This window comes from Telluria sp. GW821-FHT07G12, from assembly GCF_059418525.1.
This window is the reverse complement of the sequence record NZ_JBWKQA010000008.1, coordinates 47,168-66,933: the sequence shown is the minus strand read 5'-3', so window position 1 is coordinate 66,933 and position 19,766 is coordinate 47,168. Positions and strand designations below refer to the sequence as shown.

Annotated in this window: 14 protein-coding genes; 6 read left to right on the top strand and 8 right to left on the bottom strand. The window is 66.2% G+C overall.

What is annotated here, in order from left to right; genetic code table 11:
- Positions 1 to 11 precede the first annotated feature (11 nt).
- Genes mutM through mutY form a run of 3 tightly spaced genes read left to right on the top strand, consistent with a single transcriptional unit; the run spans position 12 to position 3,931 of the window.
- Positions 12 to 845 carry a bifunctional DNA-formamidopyrimidine glycosylase/DNA-(apurinic or apyrimidinic site) lyase gene (mutM, locus tag AC07PE_RS23945; RefSeq protein ID WP_498769209.1) on the top strand — a complete coding sequence of 278 codons (834 nt, stop codon included), beginning with the start codon at positions 12 to 14 and terminating at the stop codon, positions 843 to 845.
- A 21-nt stretch (positions 846 to 866) separates the two neighbouring features.
- Positions 867 to 2,819 (top strand): dynamin family protein, encoded by a 1,953-nt coding sequence (locus AC07PE_RS23940; protein ID WP_498769207.1) that lies wholly within the window; start codon positions 867 to 869, stop codon positions 2,817 to 2,819.
- Positions 2,816 to 3,931: an A/G-specific adenine glycosylase gene (gene mutY / locus AC07PE_RS23935; protein WP_498769205.1), complete on the top strand. Its 1,116-nt coding sequence runs from the start codon at positions 2,816 to 2,818 to the stop codon at positions 3,929 to 3,931. Before AC07PE_RS23940 ends, mutY begins: the two co-directional genes overlap by 4 nt.
- Before the next feature lie 154 nt (positions 3,932 to 4,085).
- Here the strand turns inward: mutY and AC07PE_RS23930 are convergent, their stop codons facing one another.
- The 8 genes from AC07PE_RS23930 to AC07PE_RS23895 form a co-directional block, all read right to left on the bottom strand.
- On the bottom strand, positions 4,086 to 5,225 hold the full coding sequence (locus AC07PE_RS23930; protein ID WP_498769203.1) for a deoxyguanosinetriphosphate triphosphohydrolase: 1,140 nt from the start codon (positions 5,223 to 5,225) through the stop codon (positions 4,086 to 4,088).
- Positions 5,222 to 6,904, bottom strand: coding sequence for a bifunctional shikimate kinase/3-dehydroquinate synthase AroKB (aroKB, locus tag AC07PE_RS23925; RefSeq protein ID WP_498769201.1), 1,683 nt, complete (start codon positions 6,902 to 6,904; stop codon positions 5,222 to 5,224). The genes AC07PE_RS23930 and aroKB overlap by 4 nt, the downstream gene beginning before the upstream one ends.
- A 66-nt stretch (positions 6,905 to 6,970) precedes the next feature.
- Positions 6,971 to 8,920, bottom strand: a complete 1,950-nt coding sequence (locus tag AC07PE_RS23920; protein ID WP_498769199.1) for an Ig-like domain-containing protein — start codon at positions 8,918 to 8,920, stop codon at positions 6,971 to 6,973.
- Between the two features lie 34 nt (positions 8,921 to 8,954).
- Positions 8,955 to 11,102 carry a type IV pilus secretin PilQ gene (locus AC07PE_RS23915; RefSeq protein WP_498769196.1) on the bottom strand — a complete coding sequence of 716 codons (2,148 nt, stop codon included), beginning with the start codon at positions 11,100 to 11,102 and terminating at the stop codon, positions 8,955 to 8,957.
- Positions 11,099 to 11,644 carry a pilus assembly protein PilP gene (locus AC07PE_RS23910; RefSeq protein ID WP_498769194.1) on the bottom strand — a complete coding sequence of 182 codons (546 nt, stop codon included), beginning with the start codon at positions 11,642 to 11,644 and terminating at the stop codon, positions 11,099 to 11,101. The genes AC07PE_RS23915 and AC07PE_RS23910 overlap by 4 nt, the downstream gene beginning before the upstream one ends.
- Positions 11,641 to 12,303, bottom strand: coding sequence for a type IV pilus inner membrane component PilO (locus AC07PE_RS23905; RefSeq protein WP_498769192.1), 663 nt, complete (start codon positions 12,301 to 12,303; stop codon positions 11,641 to 11,643). Before AC07PE_RS23905 ends, AC07PE_RS23910 begins: the two co-directional genes overlap by 4 nt.
- Positions 12,300 to 12,908 carry a PilN domain-containing protein gene (locus tag AC07PE_RS23900; protein ID WP_498769190.1) on the bottom strand — a complete coding sequence of 203 codons (609 nt, stop codon included), beginning with the start codon at positions 12,906 to 12,908 and terminating at the stop codon, positions 12,300 to 12,302. The genes AC07PE_RS23905 and AC07PE_RS23900 overlap by 4 nt, the downstream gene beginning before the upstream one ends.
- On the bottom strand, positions 12,908 to 13,984 hold the full coding sequence (locus AC07PE_RS23895; protein ID WP_498769188.1) for a pilus assembly protein PilM: 1,077 nt from the start codon (positions 13,982 to 13,984) through the stop codon (positions 12,908 to 12,910). The genes AC07PE_RS23900 and AC07PE_RS23895 overlap by 1 nt, the downstream gene beginning before the upstream one ends.
- 349 nt (positions 13,985 to 14,333) lie before the next feature.
- On the opposite strand from AC07PE_RS23895, the gene AC07PE_RS23890 reads away from it, so the two are divergent.
- The 3 genes from AC07PE_RS23890 to AC07PE_RS23880 are packed head-to-tail and all read left to right on the top strand — an operon-like array spanning position 14,334 to position 19,735.
- On the top strand, positions 14,334 to 16,691 hold the full coding sequence (locus tag AC07PE_RS23890; RefSeq protein WP_498769186.1) for a penicillin-binding protein 1A: 2,358 nt from the start codon (positions 14,334 to 14,336) through the stop codon (positions 16,689 to 16,691).
- 30 nt (positions 16,692 to 16,721) lie between these two features.
- Complete coding sequence (locus AC07PE_RS23885) at positions 16,722 to 18,224, top strand: ATPase domain-containing protein (RefSeq protein WP_498769184.1); 1,503 nt, start codon at positions 16,722 to 16,724, stop codon at positions 18,222 to 18,224.
- Entirely contained in the window at positions 18,224 to 19,735 is a 1,512-nt protein-coding gene (locus AC07PE_RS23880; protein ID WP_498769183.1) for a hybrid sensor histidine kinase/response regulator, read from the top strand. The genes AC07PE_RS23885 and AC07PE_RS23880 overlap by 1 nt, the downstream gene beginning before the upstream one ends.
- The last annotated feature ends 31 nt before the right edge of the window (positions 19,736 to 19,766 follow it).

The following is a 19,766-nucleotide window of genomic DNA, read 5'->3' as shown; positions in this document are numbered from 1 at the left end:
TTCTTTGAAACATGCCTGAACTCCCGGAAGTAGAAGTGACCCGGCGCGGCGTCGCGCCGCACCTGGAAGGCCGTGTCGTCGAACAGGTCGTGCTGCGCCGCGAGGGCCTGCGCTGGCCCTTCCCGCCCAACCTGAACGAGCTCCTGAGCGGCCGCGAGATCCTGTCGACCAGCCGGCGCGGAAAGTATCTGCTGATCCATTTCGAGCACGGCACGCTGATCGTCCACCTCGGCATGTCCGGCCACTTGCGGGTGCTGCCGGAGGGCGTCGACCTCAAGAAACACGACCACTTCGACCTGGTCGTGCGCGGTCCCGAAGGCCGGCGCGTGCTGCGCCTGCACGATCCGCGCCGCTTCGGCGCCGTGCTCTGGCATGGCAACGACGACGGCGAACTGGAACAGCACATCCTGCTGCGCGGCCTAGGCGTCGAACCGCTCGAGGACGGCTTCTCGGGCGCCCTGCTGCATCGCGAAACGCGCAAGCGCAGTGCGCCCATCAAGCAGGTGCTGCTGGCCGGCGACATCGTGGTCGGGGTCGGCAATATCTACGCCTGCGAGAGCCTGTTCCGCGCCGGCATCAACCCGAAGACGGCGGCCTCGCGCATCAGCCGTGCCCGCTATGACAAGCTGGCCGAGGCCATCCGCGAGATCCTTGCTGCCGCGATCGTGCAAGGTGGCAGTACCTTGCGTGACTTTATTGCTGTAAATGGTCAATCCGGATATTTCCAGCAGACATATTTCGTCTATGATCGTGCAGGAGTGCCTTGCAGAAACTGTGGCGCGCCGGTGCGCCAGATCGTCCAGGGCCAGCGGTCGACGTTCTACTGCGCGACCTGCCAAAAGTAAGGCATTAATAGGCGGTACAACATGCAAGATATTCAACACTACGGGGCCTGGCGCACGCGCGTGGCCGAAGCGCTGGAACAATACCGCGGCTGGGTCCAGGCGGCCGAACTGCTGGACGGCGCCGCCGAGCAGCGTCTCGCGCGGGCGCTGACCCGCGTCCGCGACGACCGCCTGTCGGTGGCCTTCGTGGCCGAGTTCTCGCGCGGTAAATCCGAGCTGATCAACGCGATCTTCTTCGCCGACTACGGCCAGCGCATCGTACCCTCCAGCCCCGGCCGCACCACCATGTGCCCGACCGAGCTGGCCTGGGAGCCGCAGCTGCCGCCCTGCATCCGCCTGCTGCCGATCGAGACCCGCGCCCAGCGCCTGGCCACCAGCGACTACCGCGAAGATGCCGCGGCATGGACCGTGCTGCCGCTGGACCTCGACTCGCCGGAGCGCATGATCGAGACCTTCCGCCAGGTCAGCGTCACGCGCCGCGTCAGCGCCGACGAGGCGCGCAGCTACGGCCTCTACGATCCGGAAGACCCGGACCTGGCCGGCACGGTCGGCGACGACGGCCTGGTCGAGATCCCGCAATGGCGGCATGCGTTGATTAATTTTCCGCATCCGCTGCTGAAGCAGGGCTTGGTGATCCTCGATACGCCGGGCCTGAACGCGATCGGCACCGAGCCGGAGCTGACCCTCAACCTGATCCCGAACGCGCACGCGGTGCTGTTCATCCTGGCCGCCGAGACCGGCGTGACCAAGAGCGACATCGAAGTCTGGCGCACCCACATCGGCGCCGGCCCGGGCCGGATGGTGGTGCTGAACAAGATCGACGCGCTGTGGGACGAGCTGCGCAGCGAGCAGGAAAACGACGCCGCGATCGCGCGCCAGCAGGCCAGCGTGGCCCAGCTGCTCGGCGTGACCGAAGCGCAGGTGTTCCCGGTGTCGGCCCATAAAGGCCTGGTCGGGCGCGTCAACCAGGACATGGCGCTGTTCGAGAAGAGCCGCATCGGCCTCTTGGAATCGGCCCTGTTCAACGAACTTATTCCGGCGCGCCAGGACATTCTGCGCCGCCAGCTGCGCGAGGACATGGACGCCATTACGGCCGGCCAGCAGGCGCTGCTCGGCACCCGCATCCGCGACCTGGTCGAGCAGCTGCAGGAGCTGCAAAGCCTGCGCGGCAAGAACCAGGGCGTGATCGCCCACATGATGCGCCGCGTCGAGATGGAAAAGAAGGAGTTCGACGCCAGCCTCTTTAAACTGCAGGGCACGCGCGCCGTGTTCGCGACCCTGTCGACGGAGCTGTACACCAGCATCGGCATGGACGTGGTGCAGGAGCAGGTGGAAGCCGTGCGCACGGCGATGGAAGGCGTGCGCTTCGCCACCGGCCTGCGCGCCCCGGTGCGCGTGTTCTTCGACGAGGCGCGCGCGAACCTGGATGCCTCCAGCGCGAAGATCGGCGAGATCTCCGCCATGATGGAGAGCATGTACCGCAAGTTCTCGACCGAGCACGGGCTGGCGCTGGCCATGCCGATGGCGCTGTCCCTGGGCCGCTACCGCTTTGATATCGACGCCATCGAAGCGATCTGGCAGAAGCAGTCCGGCACCGCCACCCTCCTGATCACCAGCCGCAGCACCATGCTGGAGCGCTTCGTCGATTCGATCGCGGCGCGCGTCAAGGCCACCTTCCGCTCGGCGAATGCCGACGTCGAAGCCTGGCTGAAGGTGATCATGGCGCCGCTGGAGGCACAGATCCGCCAGCACCGTGAACAGCTGCGCCATCGGCAGTCCTCGATCCAGCGCATCCACGATGCCACCGAGGGGCTGGAACAGAAGATCGCCGCCTTCGAATCGGCGCAGCAGGACCTGGAGCAGGTCAAGGCAAGGCTGGCGTTGCTGACGGGTGCGGTGACGCGGGTACTGGATGCGTCGCTCTCCGAAGAGGCGTCTTCGGCATCGGCAGCGCAGACTTTGGAAGTGGCATGAAACGATTGACTGAATTCGACGCCAGCGAGCTGGCGGACCCCAGCTTTTCGCGCGCCGTGATCGACTGGCAGCGCAAACACGGCCGCCACGCGCTACCGTGGCAGAACACGCGCGACGCCTACCGGATCTGGCTGTCCGAAATCATGCTGCAGCAGACCCAGGTGGCTGCGGTACTCGGCTATTACGCGCGCTTCCTGGAGCGCTTCCCGACCGTCGTCGCCCTGGCCGAAGCGCCAGTGGAAGACGTGATGGCGTATTGGGCGGGCCTCGGCTACTACACGCGGGCGCGCAACCTGCACGCCTGCGCGCGGCGCGTGGTCGCCGAATATGGCGGCGTGTTTCCGTCGGATCCGGCGCTGCTGGCGGATTTGCCCGGCATCGGACGCTCGACCGCCGCGGCCATCTCCGCGTTTTCGAGCGGCACCCGCGCGGCGATCCTGGATGGGAACGTCAAGCGCGTGTTTGCGCGCGTGTTCGGCATCGATCAATTTCCCGGCCTGAAGCCGGTCGAGGATGCGCTGTGGCGCCGCGCCGATGCCTTGCTGCCTCTCGAAGAGGGGATTGAATCCTATACCCAGGGCTTGATGGACCTGGGTGCGACCCTGTGCACGCGCTCGAAACCCGACTGCCCCCGCTGCCCGCTGCAGGATCGCTGCGTGGCCTACGCGACGGGCCGCACCGCCGAACTACCGATCCGCAAACCGAAAAAGGCAACGCCGGAAAAGCGCACGCAGATGCTGGTCGTGATCGACAAGGGCCAGGTACTGCTCGAGCAGCGGCCCGGCACCGGCATCTGGGGCGGCTTGCTGTCGCTGCCGGAGGTGGATGGCCACGTGGCGCTGGACGACGAGGAAGAGCTCGACCTGGGCGCGGCGGCCGAAGCGGCGGAAAAGTTCGGGATTGTGGCGGAGACGGAAGCGCTGCTGCCGCTGGAGCACGGCTTCACGCACTACAAGCTGCACATCCATCCCTACCGGATCGGCTTGGCCTCGCGCGGCGAGATCCCGGCCGGCTACCAGTGGTGGGACCTGGCCCGCATCGAAGAAGCAGCCCTGCCGGCGCCGGTCAAGAAGCTGCTCGGGCAGCTGGGCCAACCCTCCCTCTTCGGCTAACCCGACAATTCGGGGTCAGAGCACTTTTTTGAACAATTGTCCCGATAAAACATCGGGCTGCATCGGCTTGCGCGCTGCCTCTGGCTAGCGCAAGTCGTTCACAAAAGAGATGCCAAGAGGCCATTGCCCGAAAAAGTGCTCTGACCCCGAATTTTTAGAGTTCGTCGAGGGAGAAGATGCGCTTGTGCTCGCGGATCGCATAGCGGTCCGTCATGCCGGCGATGTAGTCGGCAATCTTGCGGGCTTGTTTCATGGTGTCGCCTGGCGCCGCCTGGTAATCGGGGGGCAGCAGCACCGGGTCCGTCATGAAGGCTTCGAACAGCTCGCGCACGATGCGGCTGGCTTTTACGCGCATGCGGTTCACCTTGTAGTGGCGGTACAGGTTCGCGTACAGGAAGCGCTTCAAGGCCGTGGTCTCTTCGCGCATCCTGGCCGAGAAGCGGATCAGCGGCGGGCTGGCGCGCACGTCGTCGATGCTCTTCGGGTTCGCTTCCTTCAGCAGCCTGCACGACTCCTCGACCAGGTCCGCCGTCATCGCCGTGATCATCAGACGGATCGTTTCGTACAGCTCGCGCCGGCCCGGCAGGCCCGGGTACTGCTGCACGACCTGGCGGTGCAGGCGCGCGAACAGCTCGACCTCCTCCATCTGCTTCATGCTGAGCAAACCGGAACGCAGGCCGTCGTCGATATCGTGGTTGTTATACGCGATTTCGTCGGCCAGGTTGGCCAGCTGGGCTTCCAGGCTGGGCTGCTTCTTGTCGAGGAAGCGCTGGCCCAGTTCGCCCAGCTGGCGCGCGTTGTTCGGCGAGCAGTGCTTCAGGATGCCTTCGCGCGTTTCGAAGGTCAGGTTCAGGCCGTCGAAGGCGCCGTAGTGCTCTTCGAGTTCGTCGACCACGCGCAGGCTTTGCAGGTTGTGTTCGAAGCCGCCGTGGTCCTTCATGCATTCGTTCAGCACGTCCTGGCCGACGTGGCCGAAAGGCGTGTGGCCAAGGTCGTGGGCCAGCGACACCGCTTCAACCAGGTCTTCGTTCAGGCGCAGGCTGCGCGCCAAGGTGCGCGCGATCTGCGCGACTTCGATCGAGTGCGTCAGGCGGGTGCGGAACAGGTCGCCCTCGTGGTTCAGGAAGACCTGGGTTTTATATTCCAGCCGCCGGAAGGCGGTGGAGTGGATGATGCGGTCGCGGTCGCGCTGGAATTCGCTGCGCGAGCCGGCCGCGGGTTCGGGATGGAGACGCCCACGGGACTTCGACGAGTGCGCCGCATAAGGGGCCAGGTGGGCGTCGAAATCGATCATCCGCGCGCCTTTTCCCGATTCGTCGCCACGTTCGCCGCCAAGGTCGCCAGCAGCTGTTCCTGCGGCGCACCGGTGATGCTCGGGCTGCCCAGGGGTTTCAGCAGGATGAACTTGATCGCGCCGCCCTCGTTCTTCTTGTCGACTTCCATCAGCTCGATCCAGCGCTCCGCGCCCAGGTCCGGCGCTTCCACCGGCAGCCCGGCCGCCTTGACCAGCCGGCGCACGCGCAGCGCGCTGTCGGCGTCCAGCAGGCCGAGACGGTGCGACAGGTCCGCCGCCATTACCATGCCGCAGCCGACCGCTTCGCCGTGCAGCCATTCGCCGTAGCCCAGGCCGTTCTCGATCGCGTGGCCGAAGGTATGGCCGAAGTTCAGCACCGCGCGCAGGCCGCCCTCGCGCTCGTCGCGCCGCACCACGTCGGCCTTGATCTCGCAGGAGCGCAGGATCGCATGCGCCAGCGCGGCGTGGTCGCGCGCGACCAGCTTGCCGATGTTCGCTTCGATCCAGTCGAAAAAGCCCAGATCCAGCACAGCGCCGTGCTTGATCACCTCCGCCAGGCCGGCCGACAGCTCGCGCGCCGGCAGGGTGTCGAGGGTGGCGGTATCGGCGATCACGGCGCGCGGCTGGTAGAAGGCGCCGATCATGTTCTTGCCGAGCGGGTGGTTGATGCCGGTCTTGCCGCCCACCGAGGAATCGACCTGCGACAGCAGGGTGGTCGGGATCTGCACGAAGGGCACGCCGCGCATGTAGCTGGCGGCCGCGTAGCCGGTCAGGTCGCCGATCACGCCGCCGCCCAGCGCCACCAGGGTGGTCTTGCGGTCGCACTTGTTGGCCAGCAGGGCGTCGAACACCAGGTTCAGACTCTGCCAGTTTTTGTGTTCTTCGCCGTCCGGCAGCACGATGGTGACGACTTCGCGGCCGGCTGCGCGCAGCGGGCCCGCCACCTTGTCCAGGTAGAGCGGCGCGACCGTGGTGTTGGTGACGATCGCCACCTTGCCGCTGCCGGAGCCAATGTGGCGCGTCAGCAGCGCGCCGTCGTCCAGCAGCCCGCGCCCGATCAGGATCGGATAGCTGCGTTCGCCGAGATCGACGTTAAGGGAGATGCATGCCTGTTCGTTCATGTTTGTCCGTGGCTTGGCCCGCTGGCGTGCCGCGTCCATCGCGGCCAGCTGGTCCAGAATTGTCTGAACCATCGATTGTACGTTAGGCCGCCCGGTATCGATGACGAGGTCGGCGATCTCGCGGTACAGGGGCTCACGCTGCGCGGTCAGGTCTTCCAGCTTGCGGCGCGGATCGGCCGTCTGCAGCAGCGGGCGGTTCTTGTCGTGCGAGGTGCGCGTCAGGATGCTGTTGACGCTGGCGCGCAGGTAGATCACGGTGCCGCGCTCGGCCAGCAGGCGCCGGCTGTCCGGATTCAGCACGGCGCCGCCGCCGGTGGCCAGCACCAGGCCGCTGCCGGCCGATAACTCGCGGATCATGTCGGCTTCGCGCCGGCGGAAGCTGGCCTCGCCTTCGATCTCGAAGATCCAGGGCACCGATGCGCCGGTGCGGGCCTCGATCTCATGGTCGGAATCGGCAAAGTGCATGCCCAGCCGGCGGGCCAGCATGCGCCCGATCGTGGTCTTGCCCGCACCCATCAGGCCGACAAGGAAGATATTGTTATTCTTGCAGTGAGGCACTATTCGCTATCGCTCAAAATGCAAACGGCCAGGATACCCTGGCCGCCGCATGGTCAAACCCCGTTTTTACGGGCAGGTGAACAACAGTTTAAACGGAATAGCGGTCACTGTGCCTCCCGGCGTGGTGATCGCCACGTTGAACGATGCCTGCGCCGAGCTCTTGCACTCGGTCGGGGTGGTGCTGGAAATGCTGAACGTGTGGATCGAACCCTGGGCGCCGCTGACCGTGTTGCCGGTCTTGTCGTCGCCGGAGCTGCCGTGCGGCGCGATGTTCGGCACGGTCGCCGGCGAGACGGCGGCCGCGTTGGCGTTCAGGACGCTGGTCAGCTCGACGCGGGTACCGGCCGGCATCGGGTTGTTGTTGACGTCGTTGATCTGCAACTGGAACACCTTGGTCTCGCTGGACTTGACCGCACCCAGGTCGTTGGCGGCGCCGAAGGACACCAGGGCGCCGTTCATGGTCGTGTTCACGGCCCCGCTGCCGCTCATGAAGATGGCGGTCTTGGCGAACACGGTGTTGGTGCCGTCGGTCGAGCTGGCGCAGACGGTGGCCAGGCCCGGACGGGTGCTGTCCGCGCTGGAACCGCTGCCGGTATTGCAGGGCGTGGCCGGGGTGCCCGGGATGGCGACGCGCGGATTCTGCGTACGGAAGATGACCGAGCACAGGCCGTTGACGGTGTTGCAGCCGCCTTTGTCGGCCGAACCGATGGCGCCCATATTGGTCTGGAACACGACCGGGGTGCCGTCCGGGACCGGGTTGCCGAAGGCGTCGGCCAGCATCACCTGCACGTTGGTGGCGTTCGGGTTGTCGATGCTCCAGCCTTCGACGTTGAACGACCCCGAGCTGATCGAGAATGCGCGCTGCACCGGCAGGCCGGTGGTCACGACGATCGAGTCCGACATGGTCGAGATGTCCCCATTGCCGTTGGCGGCGGTGCCCGGCAGGGTCGCCATCACGCGGAACGAGGTCGGGGTGCTGCCCGAGTTGACGGTGGTGACCACGCTGCCGGTGGCATCGGTGGTGTCGCTGGCCTTGTTGATCGTGACGGCGCTGGTGCTGGCGCTGAAATTCACCTGCTTGCCGGCCAAGGGGTTGCCGAAGATGTCGACCACCTTGAAGCTCAGGGTCGCGGTCTCGGTGCGGCCGTTGCCGCCCTGGCCGCGGATCACGATCGACTTGTCGGATGGCGCTGCCTGCACGAACTGGACCGACGCGGCGGCCGGTGCGGCGATCTGCAGCTGGGTGCTGGCCGATTTCGCCACGCCGTCGGCGGACACGGTGATGGTGTCGTTGTTGGCGCAGCCCTTGTCGCGGTAGACCGTCTGCGCGGTGCCGTTGTTGGTGGCGACGGTGGTGGCCAGGGTGGCCTTGCCGGCGGCCACGCAGGCCGAGCTGAAGCTGACGTTGACCTGCTGCTCGGTGTACTTGCCGGAGCCGGCCAGCACGTCGACCGACAGCACGGTCGAGCCATAGGCCTGGATGCTGGTCGGCGACGCGCTCAGGGCGCCGAAGCTCAGCGTGGTGGCGCCGACCGAGTAAGCCGATTCGCCGGTGATGGTGCTGCCGGCCACGGAAGTGCTGGCGGTGACCTTGGCGGCGCCGCCGGCGGCCAGGCTGGCCACGCGCATGGTGACGCTGGCCACGCCATTGACGTCGGTCAGCGCGGTGCCGGCCGTGGGCGAGAATACCGCCAGGTTGTTGTCGGTAGCGAAGCTGACGATGGCGTTCGGCACCGGCTTGTTATCCTTGTCGAGCACAGTCGCCTTGACCGTCAGCGGGGTCGCGCCGGTCAGGGAGTTGCTGCTTGCGCCGCTGGCGTTCACCGAGGTGACGTTCACTTTCGGCGCCGCGGTAACCGTGGTGCCGCCGGTGCCGGTCCCGCCGCTGCCGGTCGAACCGCTGCCGCCGACGGAACCGGGATTACCGCCACCGCCGCCGCATGCGGCCAGTACCAGCGCCATCACCAGCGCGGTGGCCACGGGCGCGCCGTAGCGCTTGAAGTTGGTATTGCTCATGTCTGCCTTCTTCTTGTTGATTGGTTTGATCGAATCAGTGCGCCGCGTTCTGCAGTCGGTCGGTCACGATCTTCGGGGTGATGAACACCAGCAATTCGGTCTTCGAGGTCGAACGCGCGGTGGTCTTGAACAGGTGGCCGACCACCGGCAGGTCGCCCAGCATCGGGACCTTGGAGTCGTTTTCGCTCTCGCTCTGCTGGTAGATACCGCCCAGCACGACGGTGCCGCCGTTCTCGACCATCACCTTGGTCTTCACGTGCTGGGTATTCACGGCGAAGCCGGAGGCGGTGCTCTCGCCCTTGGAATCCTTGGAGACGTCGACGTCCAGCACCACGTTGCCGTCCGGCGTGACCTGCGGGGTCACTTCCAGGCGCAGGTTGGCCTTCTTGAAGGTGACCGCGGTGGCGCCGCTGCTGGTGGCCTGCTGGTAGGGCAGCTCGACGCCCTGCTCGATCACGGCCGGCACGTTGTCCTCGGTGACCACGCGCGGGCTGGAGATGATCTTGCCCTTGCCGTCGGCTTCCAGCGCCGACAGTTCCAGGTTCAGGAAGCGGTTCGCGGCCGACGAGAACAGCGAGAACGCGATGGTCTGCGCCGCCACGCCGTTGATCGGCGCCGCCGGCAGGTTGACCAGGGTGCTGTTGGCAAACGTGCCGCTCGGGTCGACCTGGCCGCTCACCTGGCCGGCGCCGGTCAGGTTGCCGCCGATCGCCAGGCGGTTGTTGCCGTTCAGCTGGTAGCCGCCGTCGCCGCCGCGTTCCGTGCGCAGGTCGGCAAAGCCCAGCTTGGCGCCGAGGTTGCGCGAGAAGCCGTCATTCGCTTCGACCAGGCGGGCCTCGACCAGCACCTGCTTGGTAGCGACGTCGACCTTCTGGATCAGCTTGCGCACGTCGTCCAGCTTGGCCGCGGTGTCGGTCACGAACAGCTGGTTGGTGCGGGCGTCGATGATGGCGCTGCCGCGCTTCGACAGCACGCGGTTGGTGTTGCCGCCAGCCGTGCCCGCGCCTGCGCCGCCCGCGTCCAGCCCGAACACCGTGCGGAAGGCCTCGGCCTTCTGGTAGTTCAGCTGGAAGATCTCGGAACGCATCGGTTCGAGGTCGGCAATCTGCGCGCGCTGCTCGAGCTCCAGTTTTTCCTTGGTCAGCAGTTCTTCCTTGGGCGCGATCCACAGCACGTTGCCGTTCTTGCGCATGTCGAGGCCCTTGGCCTGCATGATCACGTCGAGCGCCTGGTCCCACGGCACCTGCTTCAGCTGCAGGGTCAGGCTGCCGCTGACGGAGTCGCTGGCGATGATGTTCAGGCCCGAGATGTCGGCCACCGCCTGCAGCGCGGCGCGCACTTCGACGTTCTGGAAGTTGAACGAGATCTTCTCGCCCTTGTAGCCCTGCGGGCCGGAGGCCAGGCGGTTCGGGTCTTCCTTGACCGGCTTGACGTCGATGACCAGCTGGGTGTCGCTCTGGTACACGCTCTGTTCCCAGCTGCCCTGGGCGTCGATGGTCATGCGCACGTTCTCACCCTGCGGCGCGGTGGTGATGCGGGTCACCGGGGTGCCGAAATCGGTCACGTCCAGGCGGCGGCGCAAGGTCGGCGGCAGCGCGGTGCGCATGAAGTCGACGTGGATCTGGTTACCGGCCTGGCGCACGTCCACCGGGACCTGGCTGTTCGGCAGGTCGACCACGATGCGGCCTTCGCCGTTGGCGCCGCGGCGGAAGTCGAGGTCGCGCAGGGTCTGGCGGGCCGCCGCGGGGGCTGCCGCTTGTGCCGGCACGCCGGCCGCCGTCACTGCCTGCGCCGCGCCGCCCGAACCTTCGACGGTCAGGATCACCGACTTGCCGTCGATCGCGGCGGCATAGCTCAGCGGGCGCTTCAGGTTCAGCACCAGGCGGGTGCGCTCGCCGGCCTGTACCACGTTCAGGCCGCGCACGTCGCCGAGGTTGATGTCCTGGGCGCTCTTGCCGGTGGCGTTGGCGGTGGAGCCGAAATCGAGCGCGATGCGCGCCGGGTTCGTGATCGAGAAACCGATCGGCAGCTTGGCGGGCGTGTCCTTCATCGCCACGTTGATGACAACGTTATTGCCTTGCTGGTTGGCGCTGATCGATTCGATCGCGTTGTTCTGCGCGAAGGCGCTGCTGGCGCCGAACGCCAGCACCAGGCTGAGGGCGATGCTTCCAAGTCGGGTCATTTGCGGTTCTCCTTGCTTTGCAGTTCCAGCTTCGACAGGCGTTCGACCCACTCGCCGGCGGCGTCCTGCACCACTTCACGGATATTGATGGCGTCGTCGCCCACGCGGGTGACGATGCCGAAATTCTGGCCGATGCGCTGACCTGCGCGCACCTGGTAGACCGAGCGGTCGACCTGCAGCAGCGCGTAGTTCACGCCGGCCTTCTGCATCGTGCCGACCATCTGCATGGTGTCGAGCGGGAAGCTCTCCAGCAGTTCGCGCGGGCGCTTCAGGTCCGGCTTGTTCGGGTCCGGCGAAGCCTCGGCGGCCTTGGCCAGCTGGTTCAGCAGCTTGTTCGGGCTGAAGGGTTCCACCTCTTCCTTGGCGTTGTAGGCGTAGGGAATGAAATCCTTCGGCTCCGACAGCGGCTTCACGGCCGGCCGGGTTTCCTGCTTCACCTGGTCCATCCAGGCGTGGACTTCCTTGACGTCGCTGTCGCCGCAGCCGGCCAGCAGCAAGGCCACGGCCGCGAAGGAAGCGGTCTTCTTCATCTGCCCGCTCATGACTTGGCCTCCTTCTTCTTTTTCTTGCGGGCCTGGGACTGCTGGTCCAGCTCGTCCTGGTCGAGGTAGCGGAAGGTCTTGGCGACCGCGTCGAGCGACAGCACGCCATCCTTGCCGGTGCTGAGCGCGAGATTGTTCAGGGTGACGATGCGCGGCATCTTCGCCATGTCGGCGGCGAATTCGCCGATGTCGTGGTAGCTGCCGGTGACCTTGATGTCGATCGGCAGCTCGGCGTAGTAATCGCGCACCACCACCTGGCCCGGGCGGAACAGCTCGAACTGCAGGCCGCGGCCGATGCCGGCCTGGTTGATGTCCGACAGCAGGGCCGCCATCTCGGCCTTGCTCGGCAGCTGCTTCTCGAGCCGCTCGACGTAGCGGTTGACCTGCTGCTGCTGGGCTTCCAGCGCCTCCAGGTTGATCGCCTGCGCCATCTTGCTGCGGTACTCGTTGCGCAGGGTTTCCTCCTGCGCGGCCAGGGCGTCGTGTTCCTCGAACTGGCCGCTCCAGTACAGGAAGTAGCCGCCCACCAGCACGGCCACCATCACGCCGGCCGCGCACAGCAGGCGCGGCGCCAGCGGCCACAGGCCCGGGTGGCGGCCCTGCAGGCCCTCGAACTGGGCCGAAAAGTCGGCGCCCAGCTGTTTCAAATCGATGTTCATGATTTCGGTCCCGGCTTGGCGTTTTCCTTGGCCAGCTCTTCTTTTTCACGCGCGCGCTTGATCGACACGTTCAGCGTGAATTCGACGACCTTGCGTCCGGTCTTGCTCTGGGCCAGCGTGGCCGCGCGCACCTCGGTCAGGTCCGGGCGTTCCAGCCACGGCGAATTGCCCGACAAATTGCGCAGCAGTTCGGCCACCCGTTCCTGCGACTGGGCGACGCCGTTCAGCAGCACCTTCTGGCCATCCTGCTTGAAGCTCTTCAGGTAGACCCCTTCCGGCGTCTGGCGCACCAGTTCGTCGAGCAGGTAGACCGGCTGGTTGCGGTCGCCCTGCAGGTCTTCGACCGCCTGCTGGCGCGCCTTCAGCGCCTCGATCTCGGCCTTCAGGTTGGCGATCTTCTTGATCTTGACGTCGAGGTCCGCGTTGGCTTGCTTGAGCACCTGGTTGCGCTGGTTCTGGGTCGAGATCTGGCTGGCGTTGTAGGCGCCCACCATCAGCACCAGGGCGCCGCCCAGCAGGCCGCCCAGCGCCATCAGCGCCGCGAAGGCGGTCTGCTTCTGCTTGCGTTTCGCTTCCCGGTGGGGAAGCAGGTTAATCCGGATCATCAGCCAAACCTCCGCAGTGCCAGGCCGCAGGCGACCAGGTAGGCCGGCGCTTCGTTGCGCAGCTGCTGCTCGCGCACCGAAGAACCCAACTGCATGCCTTTGAAGGGCGAAATCACCGCGCTCGAAATCTTGGTGCGGCTGGCGATGATGTCGAGCAGGCCCGGCACCAGGGCGCAGCCGCCGGCCAGGTAGATCTGGTCGATGCGGGTGTACGGGGTCGAGGTGAAGAAGAACTGGATCGCGCGCGTGACTTCCAGCGCGGCGTTCTCCAGGAAGGGCGCGAGCAGGTCGCCGGTATAATTGTCCGGCAGGTCGCCCGCCTTCTTGCGCGCTTCCGCCTCCTCGAAGGACAGGCCGTAGGCGCGCACGATATCTTGCGTTAGCTGGATCCCGCCGAAGGGCTGCTCGCGCTCGTAGATGGTCTCGCCGTTCTGCAGCACCGAGATGTGGGTGGCCTGGGCGCCGATCTGGAACAGGGCCACGATCTGGCCTTCCTGCGCGCCGCCCTGCTCGTCGATCGCACGCTGGGCTGCGCTGCGCGCCGCATACGATTCGATGTCCATCACGGTGGCGGTGAGGCCGGCCGCTTCCGCGATCGCGACCCGGTCCTCGACCTTCTCGCGGCGCGCCGCCGCCAGCATCACTTCCATGTCTTCCGGCGAATTCGGGGCCGCGCCGATGACGTCGAAGTCCAGGCTGACCTCGTCCAGCGCGAACGGAATGTATTGGCTTGCTTCGGATTCGACCTGCACTTCGAGCTGGTCTTCGGCCAGGCCGGCGGGCAGGATGATTTTCTTGGTGATGACGGCGGCCGGCGGCATGCCGAGCGCGACGTGCTTGACCTTGGTGCCGCTCTTCTTCCAGACCCGCAGCACCGCCTCCGACACCGCTTCGATGTTTTCGATGTTGCCGTCGACGACAGTGCCGCGCGGCAGCGGCTCGGACGCATAGCGCTCCAGCCGCAGTTCGCCTTTGCCGGCATCGGCCAGCTCCACCAGGCGCACGCCGGACGTACTGATGTCGATCCCGATCAATGGCGGGTTGGACTGTCCGAACAAGGAACCTAGACTGATCACGAGCGTTGCTCCCTCTTTTACTACTGCTGCGTTCCGCGGAACGGCTTATTGAACGCCCGGGCGGGGAATGATTTCTTAGAATAATTAGCCACTTACTGCAGCTAATTTATGTATACGCTTAAGGCACTGCGTTAAATCGTAGCAATAAGGATGACCACAGACAAGAAATTTCTGCACAGGAACATATTTAGCCGAAGCGGGAAAGAGACACTTCGTGATAAGCGCTTTTCCGCTGTGATAGCTCAATCTTGACGCTCTTTACACACCTGTTATCGACTTGACCAGTCGTGTTTCCACCCCGACCCTGCCTTATAATGAATCTGGTCAACATAGCGAACCATTCATGCGCATGAAAGCATCTTCGAACGGGGCGCCGACCCCGCCGTCTCCGCCCTCGTCTTCAAACAAGCACAGCCCGAAGCGAATCGTCCTCACCCTGCTCGCCGCCCTGTCCGGGTTGGCCGTGTGCGGGGTGCTGGTGGTCGTGTTCGCGCTGGCGATGGCCTATCCCAACCTGCCCGCCCTGGATACCCTGACCGACTACCGGCCGAAGATGCCATTGCGGATCTTCACCGCCGATAACGTCCTGATCGGCGAGTTCGGCGAGGAGCGCCGCACCCTGGTGCACTTCAAGGACATCCCGGACGTCATGAAAAAGGCCGTGCTGGCGATCGAAGACACCAACTTCTACGAGCACGGCGGCGTCGACTACTGGGGCATCCTGCGCGCAGCCTTCCACAACGCCACCGGCGGCGCACGCCAGGGCGCCTCGACAATCACCCAGCAGGTGGCGCGCAACTTCTTCCTGTCATCGGAACAGACCCTGAAGCGCAAGGCCTACGAGGCCCTGCTGGCCTGGAAGATCGAGAAGAACCTGACCAAGGACCAGATCCTCGAGGTCTACATGAACCAGATCTACCTGGGCCAGCGCGCCTTCGGCTTCTCGTCGGCGGCGCAGATCTACTTCGGCAAGGACCTGCGCGACATCACGGTGGCCGAAGCGGCCATGCTGGCCGGCCTGCCGAAGGCGCCCTCGGCCTACAACCCGGTGGTGAATCCGAAGCGCGCGCGCCTGCGCCAGCAGTACATCCTGCAGCGCATGCACACCCTCGGCTACATCACCGACGCGCAGTACGAAACCGCGAAGAACGAGGAACTGAAGATCAAGACCGACAGCACGGCCTTCGGCGTGCATGCCGAGTACGTGGCCGAGATGGCGCGCCAGCTGGTCTACGAGCAGTTCAAGGAAGACACCTATACGCGCGGCCTGAACGTGTTCACCACCATCACCAAGGCCGACCAGGACGCCGCCTACCTGGCGCTGCGCCGCGGCGTGATGGACTACGAGCGCCGCCACACCTACCGCGGCCCGGAAAAGTACATCGAGATCCCCTCCAGCAAGGGCGAAGCCGACGAAGCCATCGAGGCCGAACTGGCCGAACACCCGGATTCCGACGACATCGTCGCCGCCATCGTGCTGCAGGCCTCGCCCACCCAGGTGACGGCGGTGCTGGCTTCCGGCGAGGAGATCAAGATCAGCGGCGCCGGCCTGGCCTTCGCCCAGGGCTGGCTGTCGCCGAAAGCGGCCGAGACCCGCCGCGTGCGCCGCGGCGCCGTGATCCGCGTGACCCAGGACGGCGGCTCGAGCTGGAGCATCACCCAGATGCCGGAAGTGGAATCGGCCTTCGTGGCGGTGAATCCGGACGACGGCGCGATCCAGGCGCTGATCGGCGGCTTCGACTTCAACCGCAGCAAGTTCAACCACGTCACCCAGGCCTGGCGCCAGCCGGGATCCTCGTTCAAGCCCTTCATCTACTCGGCCTCGCTGGAACGCGGCTTCTCGCCGGCGACCCTGATCAACGACGCCCCGATCTCCTTCGACGCCGGCTCGACCGGCGGCCAGGCCTGGGAGCCGAAGAACTACGACGGCAAGTACGAAGGCCCGATGACGATGCGGCGCGGCCTGACCAAGTCGAAGAACATGATCTCGATCCGCATCCTGAACAAGATCGGCGCCCGCTATGGCCAGGAATACGCGACCCGCTTCGGCTTCGACGCGGATAAAAACCCGCCCTACCTGACCCTGGCGCTGGGCGCGGGCGCGACCACGCCGCTGCAGATGGCCGGCGCCTATTCCGTGTTCGCCAACGGCGGCTACCGCGTGATGCCTTATCTGATCTCGAAGGTGACGGATGCGGACGGCAAGGTGCTGTCGGAAGCGCGCCCGGAACGCGCCGGCGTCGACGCCAACCGTGTGATCGACGAGCGCAACGCCTGGCTGATGGACAGCATGCTGAAGGACGTGGCGCGCTACGGCACCGCCGCCAAGGCCCAGCAGACCCTGAAGCGCCCCGACATCGCCGGCAAGACCGGCACCACCAACGACTCGATCGACGCCTGGTTTGCCGGCTACCAGCCGCACCTGGTGGGCATCGCCTGGATCGGCTACGACCAGCCGCGCAACCTGGGCAACAAGGAAACCGGCGGCGGCCTGGCGCTGCCGATCTGGATCGGCTTCATGCAGAAAGCATTGAAGAACGTGCCGGTCGAGGACCGCCCTGCCCCCGCCGGCCTGGTGCAGTACGGCGACGAGTTCTACTACATGGAAAACCCGCCGGGCACCGGCGTGCAGTCGCTCGACGTCGGGGTACCCGCGCCCGCTACGGAGCAGAAGGCGCGCGATGCCGTGAGAAACGAGTTATTCTGACGAAACTGACGAATTGGCGAAAGAGCATCCATGAGCAACCAGAACACCTCCAGCACGGCATTCATCTCGACCGGCATTCCCGGCCTCGATAATGTCCTTGGCGGGGGCCTGACCAGGGACAGGCTGTACCTGGTCGAAGGCGACCCGGGCGCCGGCAAGACCACGATGGCGCTGCAGTTCCTGGCCGAAGGCGCGGCGCGCGGCGAGACCGTGCTCTACATCACCCTGGCCGAGACCGAAGTCGAGCTGCGCGCGGTGGCGCAGGCCCACGGCATGTCGCTGGACGGCGTGACGGTGCAGGAAGTGATCCCGGACGAAAGCCTGCTCGACCCGGGCGAGCAATACACGGTGCTGCACCCGGCCGAGGTCGAGCTGGGCGAAACCAACAACCTGATCCTCAAGCTGGTCGAGAAGCTCAACCCGACCCGGGTGGTGCTCGACTCGCTGTCCGAACTACAGCTGCTGTCGGGCAGCCCGCTGCGCTACAGGCGCCACGTGCTGGCGCTGAAGCAGTACTTCGCCAAGCGTTCCTGCACCGCCATCCTGCTCGACGACAAGACCTCGGTCCAGGGCGACCAGCAGGTGCGCAGCATCGCCCACTGCGTGATCTCGCTCCAGCACACGGATTCCGAATACGGCGCCGAGCGGCGCCTGGTGCGGGTCCTGAAATACCGCGGCGTGGCCTTCCGCCGCGGCCCGCACGATTATTCGATCCTGACCGGCGGCCTGACCGTCTATCCGCGCATCGTGGCCGCGGAAACGCGCGAACTGCGCCGGCGCAACCAGGTCGGCAGCGGCCTGCCGGCGCTCGACATGCTGCTGGGCGGCGGCATCGAGGAAGGCTCCAGTACCCTCATCTCCGGGCCGCCGGGCACTGGCAAGTCCAGCGTGGCGGTGCAGTTCGTGAAGGCGATGACCGACCTCGGCGAGCGCGCCGCCATGTTCCTGTTCGAGGAATCCTTCAATACCATGCTGAACCGCAGCGAAGGTCTGGGCATCGACCTGCGCGCGCCTTACGAAAGCGGTCTCCTGGAGGTGCACCAGATCGATCCGGCCGAGATGTCGCCGGGCGAATTCAGCCACGCCGTGTGCGGCGCCGCGGACGAGGGCGCGCGCGTGGTCGTGATCGACAGCCTGAACGGCTACATGAACGCCATGCCCGAAGCCGGCTTCCTGTCCACCCACCTGCACGAGATCCTGACCTACCTGGGCCAGCGCGGCGTGGTGACCTTCCTGGTCGGGGTCCAGCAGGGCATCGTCGGCAGCACCATGTCGACCGGTATGGACGTCAGCTACATGGCGGACAACGTCCTGATCCTGCGCTATTTCGAGGCCCAGGGCGCGGTCCAGAAGGCGATTTCCGTGTTCAAGAAGCGCGGCAGCGTCCACGAGACCACCCTGCGGCAGTTCGACATCACGCCGCGCGGCATCGCGGTCGGCCCGGTGCTCAGCAATTTCCAGGGCATCCTGACCGGCGTCCCGACCATCCTGGAGGCCGACCGCAGCCAGGGCAACCCCTTTTCCGCGACGTGATGCCTGAGGCCGGTCTCGAATACCGCATCCTGATTCATGCGCCGGTAGGAAAGGACGCAAGGCTGATCGCCGAACTGTTCGGACGCGCCGGCATCGAGTGCGGCGTGTGCGCCCATCTCGGCCAGCTGATGGAAGAGCTCGGGCGCGGAGCCGGGGCGCTGCTGGTCGCCGATGAGGCGATCACTCCGGAATTCCTGCGCGCGGTGGGCCACTTCATCGAGCACCAGCACGGCTGGTCCGACCTGCCGGTGCTGGTCATGAGCCGGCGCGAAGCCGCCTCGCCGGGGCTGCAGCACCGCTACCTGGAACTGGGCAACGTCTCGCTGCTGGAGCGCCCGGTGCAGGGTGTGACCCTGGTGAGCGCGGTGCAATCGGCCTTGCGCGCCCGCCGCCGGCAATACGCGATGCGCGAAGTCGACCAGCGCAAGGACGAGTTCCTGGCCATGCTGGGGCACGAGCTGCGCAATCCGCTGGCGCCGATCCGCGCCGCTTCCGACCTGCTGCGCATCCCGACGCTGGAGCGCGACAAGATCCAGCAGACCAGCGAAATCATTTCGCGCCAGGTGAAGCACATGACGGGGCTGATCGACGACCTGCTCGATCTGTCGCGCGTGTCGCGCGGCCTGGTCACGCTCGACGAAACCCTGCTGGACGCCAGGCAGATCGTGACCGGCGCCGTCGAGCAGGTGCGGCCGCTGATCGACAGCCGCCGGCACCGCGTGACCATCCAGATGCCGCACGAAGGCGTCTTCGTGCACGGCGACCAGAAGCGCCTGGTGCAGATCGTCGCCAACGTGTTGAACAACGCCGCCAAGTACACGCCCGAGGGCGGCGAGATCGTGGTGGCGCTGTCCGCGGATGACGACACCGTCAGCTACACCGTCAGCGACAACGGCATCGGCATGGCGCCGCACATGATCGGGCAGGTGTTCGACATGTTCGCCCAGGCGGAACGCAGCTCCGACCGTTCGCAGGGCGGGCTCGGGATCGGCCTGGCGCTGGTGCGCAACCTGGTGGCCCTGCACGGCGGCCGGGTCGCGGCCTACAGCGAGGGCATCGGCAAGGGCAGCCGCTTCACGATCACGCTGCCGCGCGCCCAGGAGCCCGGCCGCGCCGCCGTCCCGGAACAGCACGGCATGGCGCCGACGCAAGCGCGGGCGCTGCGCCTGCTGATCGTCGACGACAACGACGATGCCGGCCAGATGCTCGGCCTCTACCTGGAAGCCGCGGGCTACCGGGTGACGGTGGTGCAGAGCGCGCGCGCCGCACTGGAAGCCGCGCGCATCGATCCGCCCGACGCCTGCCTGCTCGATATCGGCTTGCCCGACATGGACGGCAACGAGCTGGCGCGGCAATTGCGCCAGCTGCCGGCCCTGGAGGCGGCGACCCTGGTCGCGATTACCGGCTACGGCCAGGAGGCGGACCGCGCCAGGACCGCGCAAGCCGGCTTCGACCACCATTTCGTCAAGCCGGTGGACATGCAGGCCTTATTGGGCGTGCTTGCCGGCTGACGCGGGCACGGGGTGCCCGCCCTACGTTCGC

What these genes read in the sequence shown, in the direction of transcription:
- mutM (WP_498769209.1), top strand. Translation starts at nt 12, where the DNA reads ATGCCTGAACTCCCGGAAGTAGAAGTGACCCGGCGCGGCGTCGCGCCG.
- AC07PE_RS23940 (WP_498769207.1), top strand. Translation starts at nt 867, where the DNA reads ATGCAAGATATTCAACACTACGGGGCCTGGCGCACGCGCGTGGCCGAA.
- mutY (WP_498769205.1), top strand. Translation starts at nt 2,816, where the DNA reads ATGAAACGATTGACTGAATTCGACGCCAGCGAGCTGGCGGACCCCAGC.
- AC07PE_RS23930 (WP_498769203.1), bottom strand. Translation starts at nt 5,225, where the DNA reads ATGATCGATTTCGACGCCCACCTGGCCCCTTATGCGGCGCACTCGTCG.
- AC07PE_RS23920 (WP_498769199.1), bottom strand. Translation starts at nt 8,920, where the DNA reads ATGAGCAATACCAACTTCAAGCGCTACGGCGCGCCCGTGGCCACCGCG.
- AC07PE_RS23915 (WP_498769196.1), bottom strand. Translation starts at nt 11,102, where the DNA reads ATGACCCGACTTGGAAGCATCGCCCTCAGCCTGGTGCTGGCGTTCGGC.
- AC07PE_RS23910 (WP_498769194.1), bottom strand. Translation starts at nt 11,644, where the DNA reads ATGAGCGGGCAGATGAAGAAGACCGCTTCCTTCGCGGCCGTGGCCTTG.
- AC07PE_RS23905 (WP_498769192.1), bottom strand. Translation starts at nt 12,303, where the DNA reads ATGAACATCGATTTGAAACAGCTGGGCGCCGACTTTTCGGCCCAGTTC.
- AC07PE_RS23900 (WP_498769190.1), bottom strand. Translation starts at nt 12,908, where the DNA reads ATGATCCGGATTAACCTGCTTCCCCACCGGGAAGCGAAACGCAAGCAG.
- AC07PE_RS23890 (WP_498769186.1), top strand. Translation starts at nt 14,334, where the DNA reads ATGAAAGCATCTTCGAACGGGGCGCCGACCCCGCCGTCTCCGCCCTCG.
- AC07PE_RS23885 (WP_498769184.1), top strand. Translation starts at nt 16,722, where the DNA reads ATGAGCAACCAGAACACCTCCAGCACGGCATTCATCTCGACCGGCATT.
- AC07PE_RS23880 (WP_498769183.1), top strand. Translation starts at nt 18,224, where the DNA reads ATGCCTGAGGCCGGTCTCGAATACCGCATCCTGATTCATGCGCCGGTA.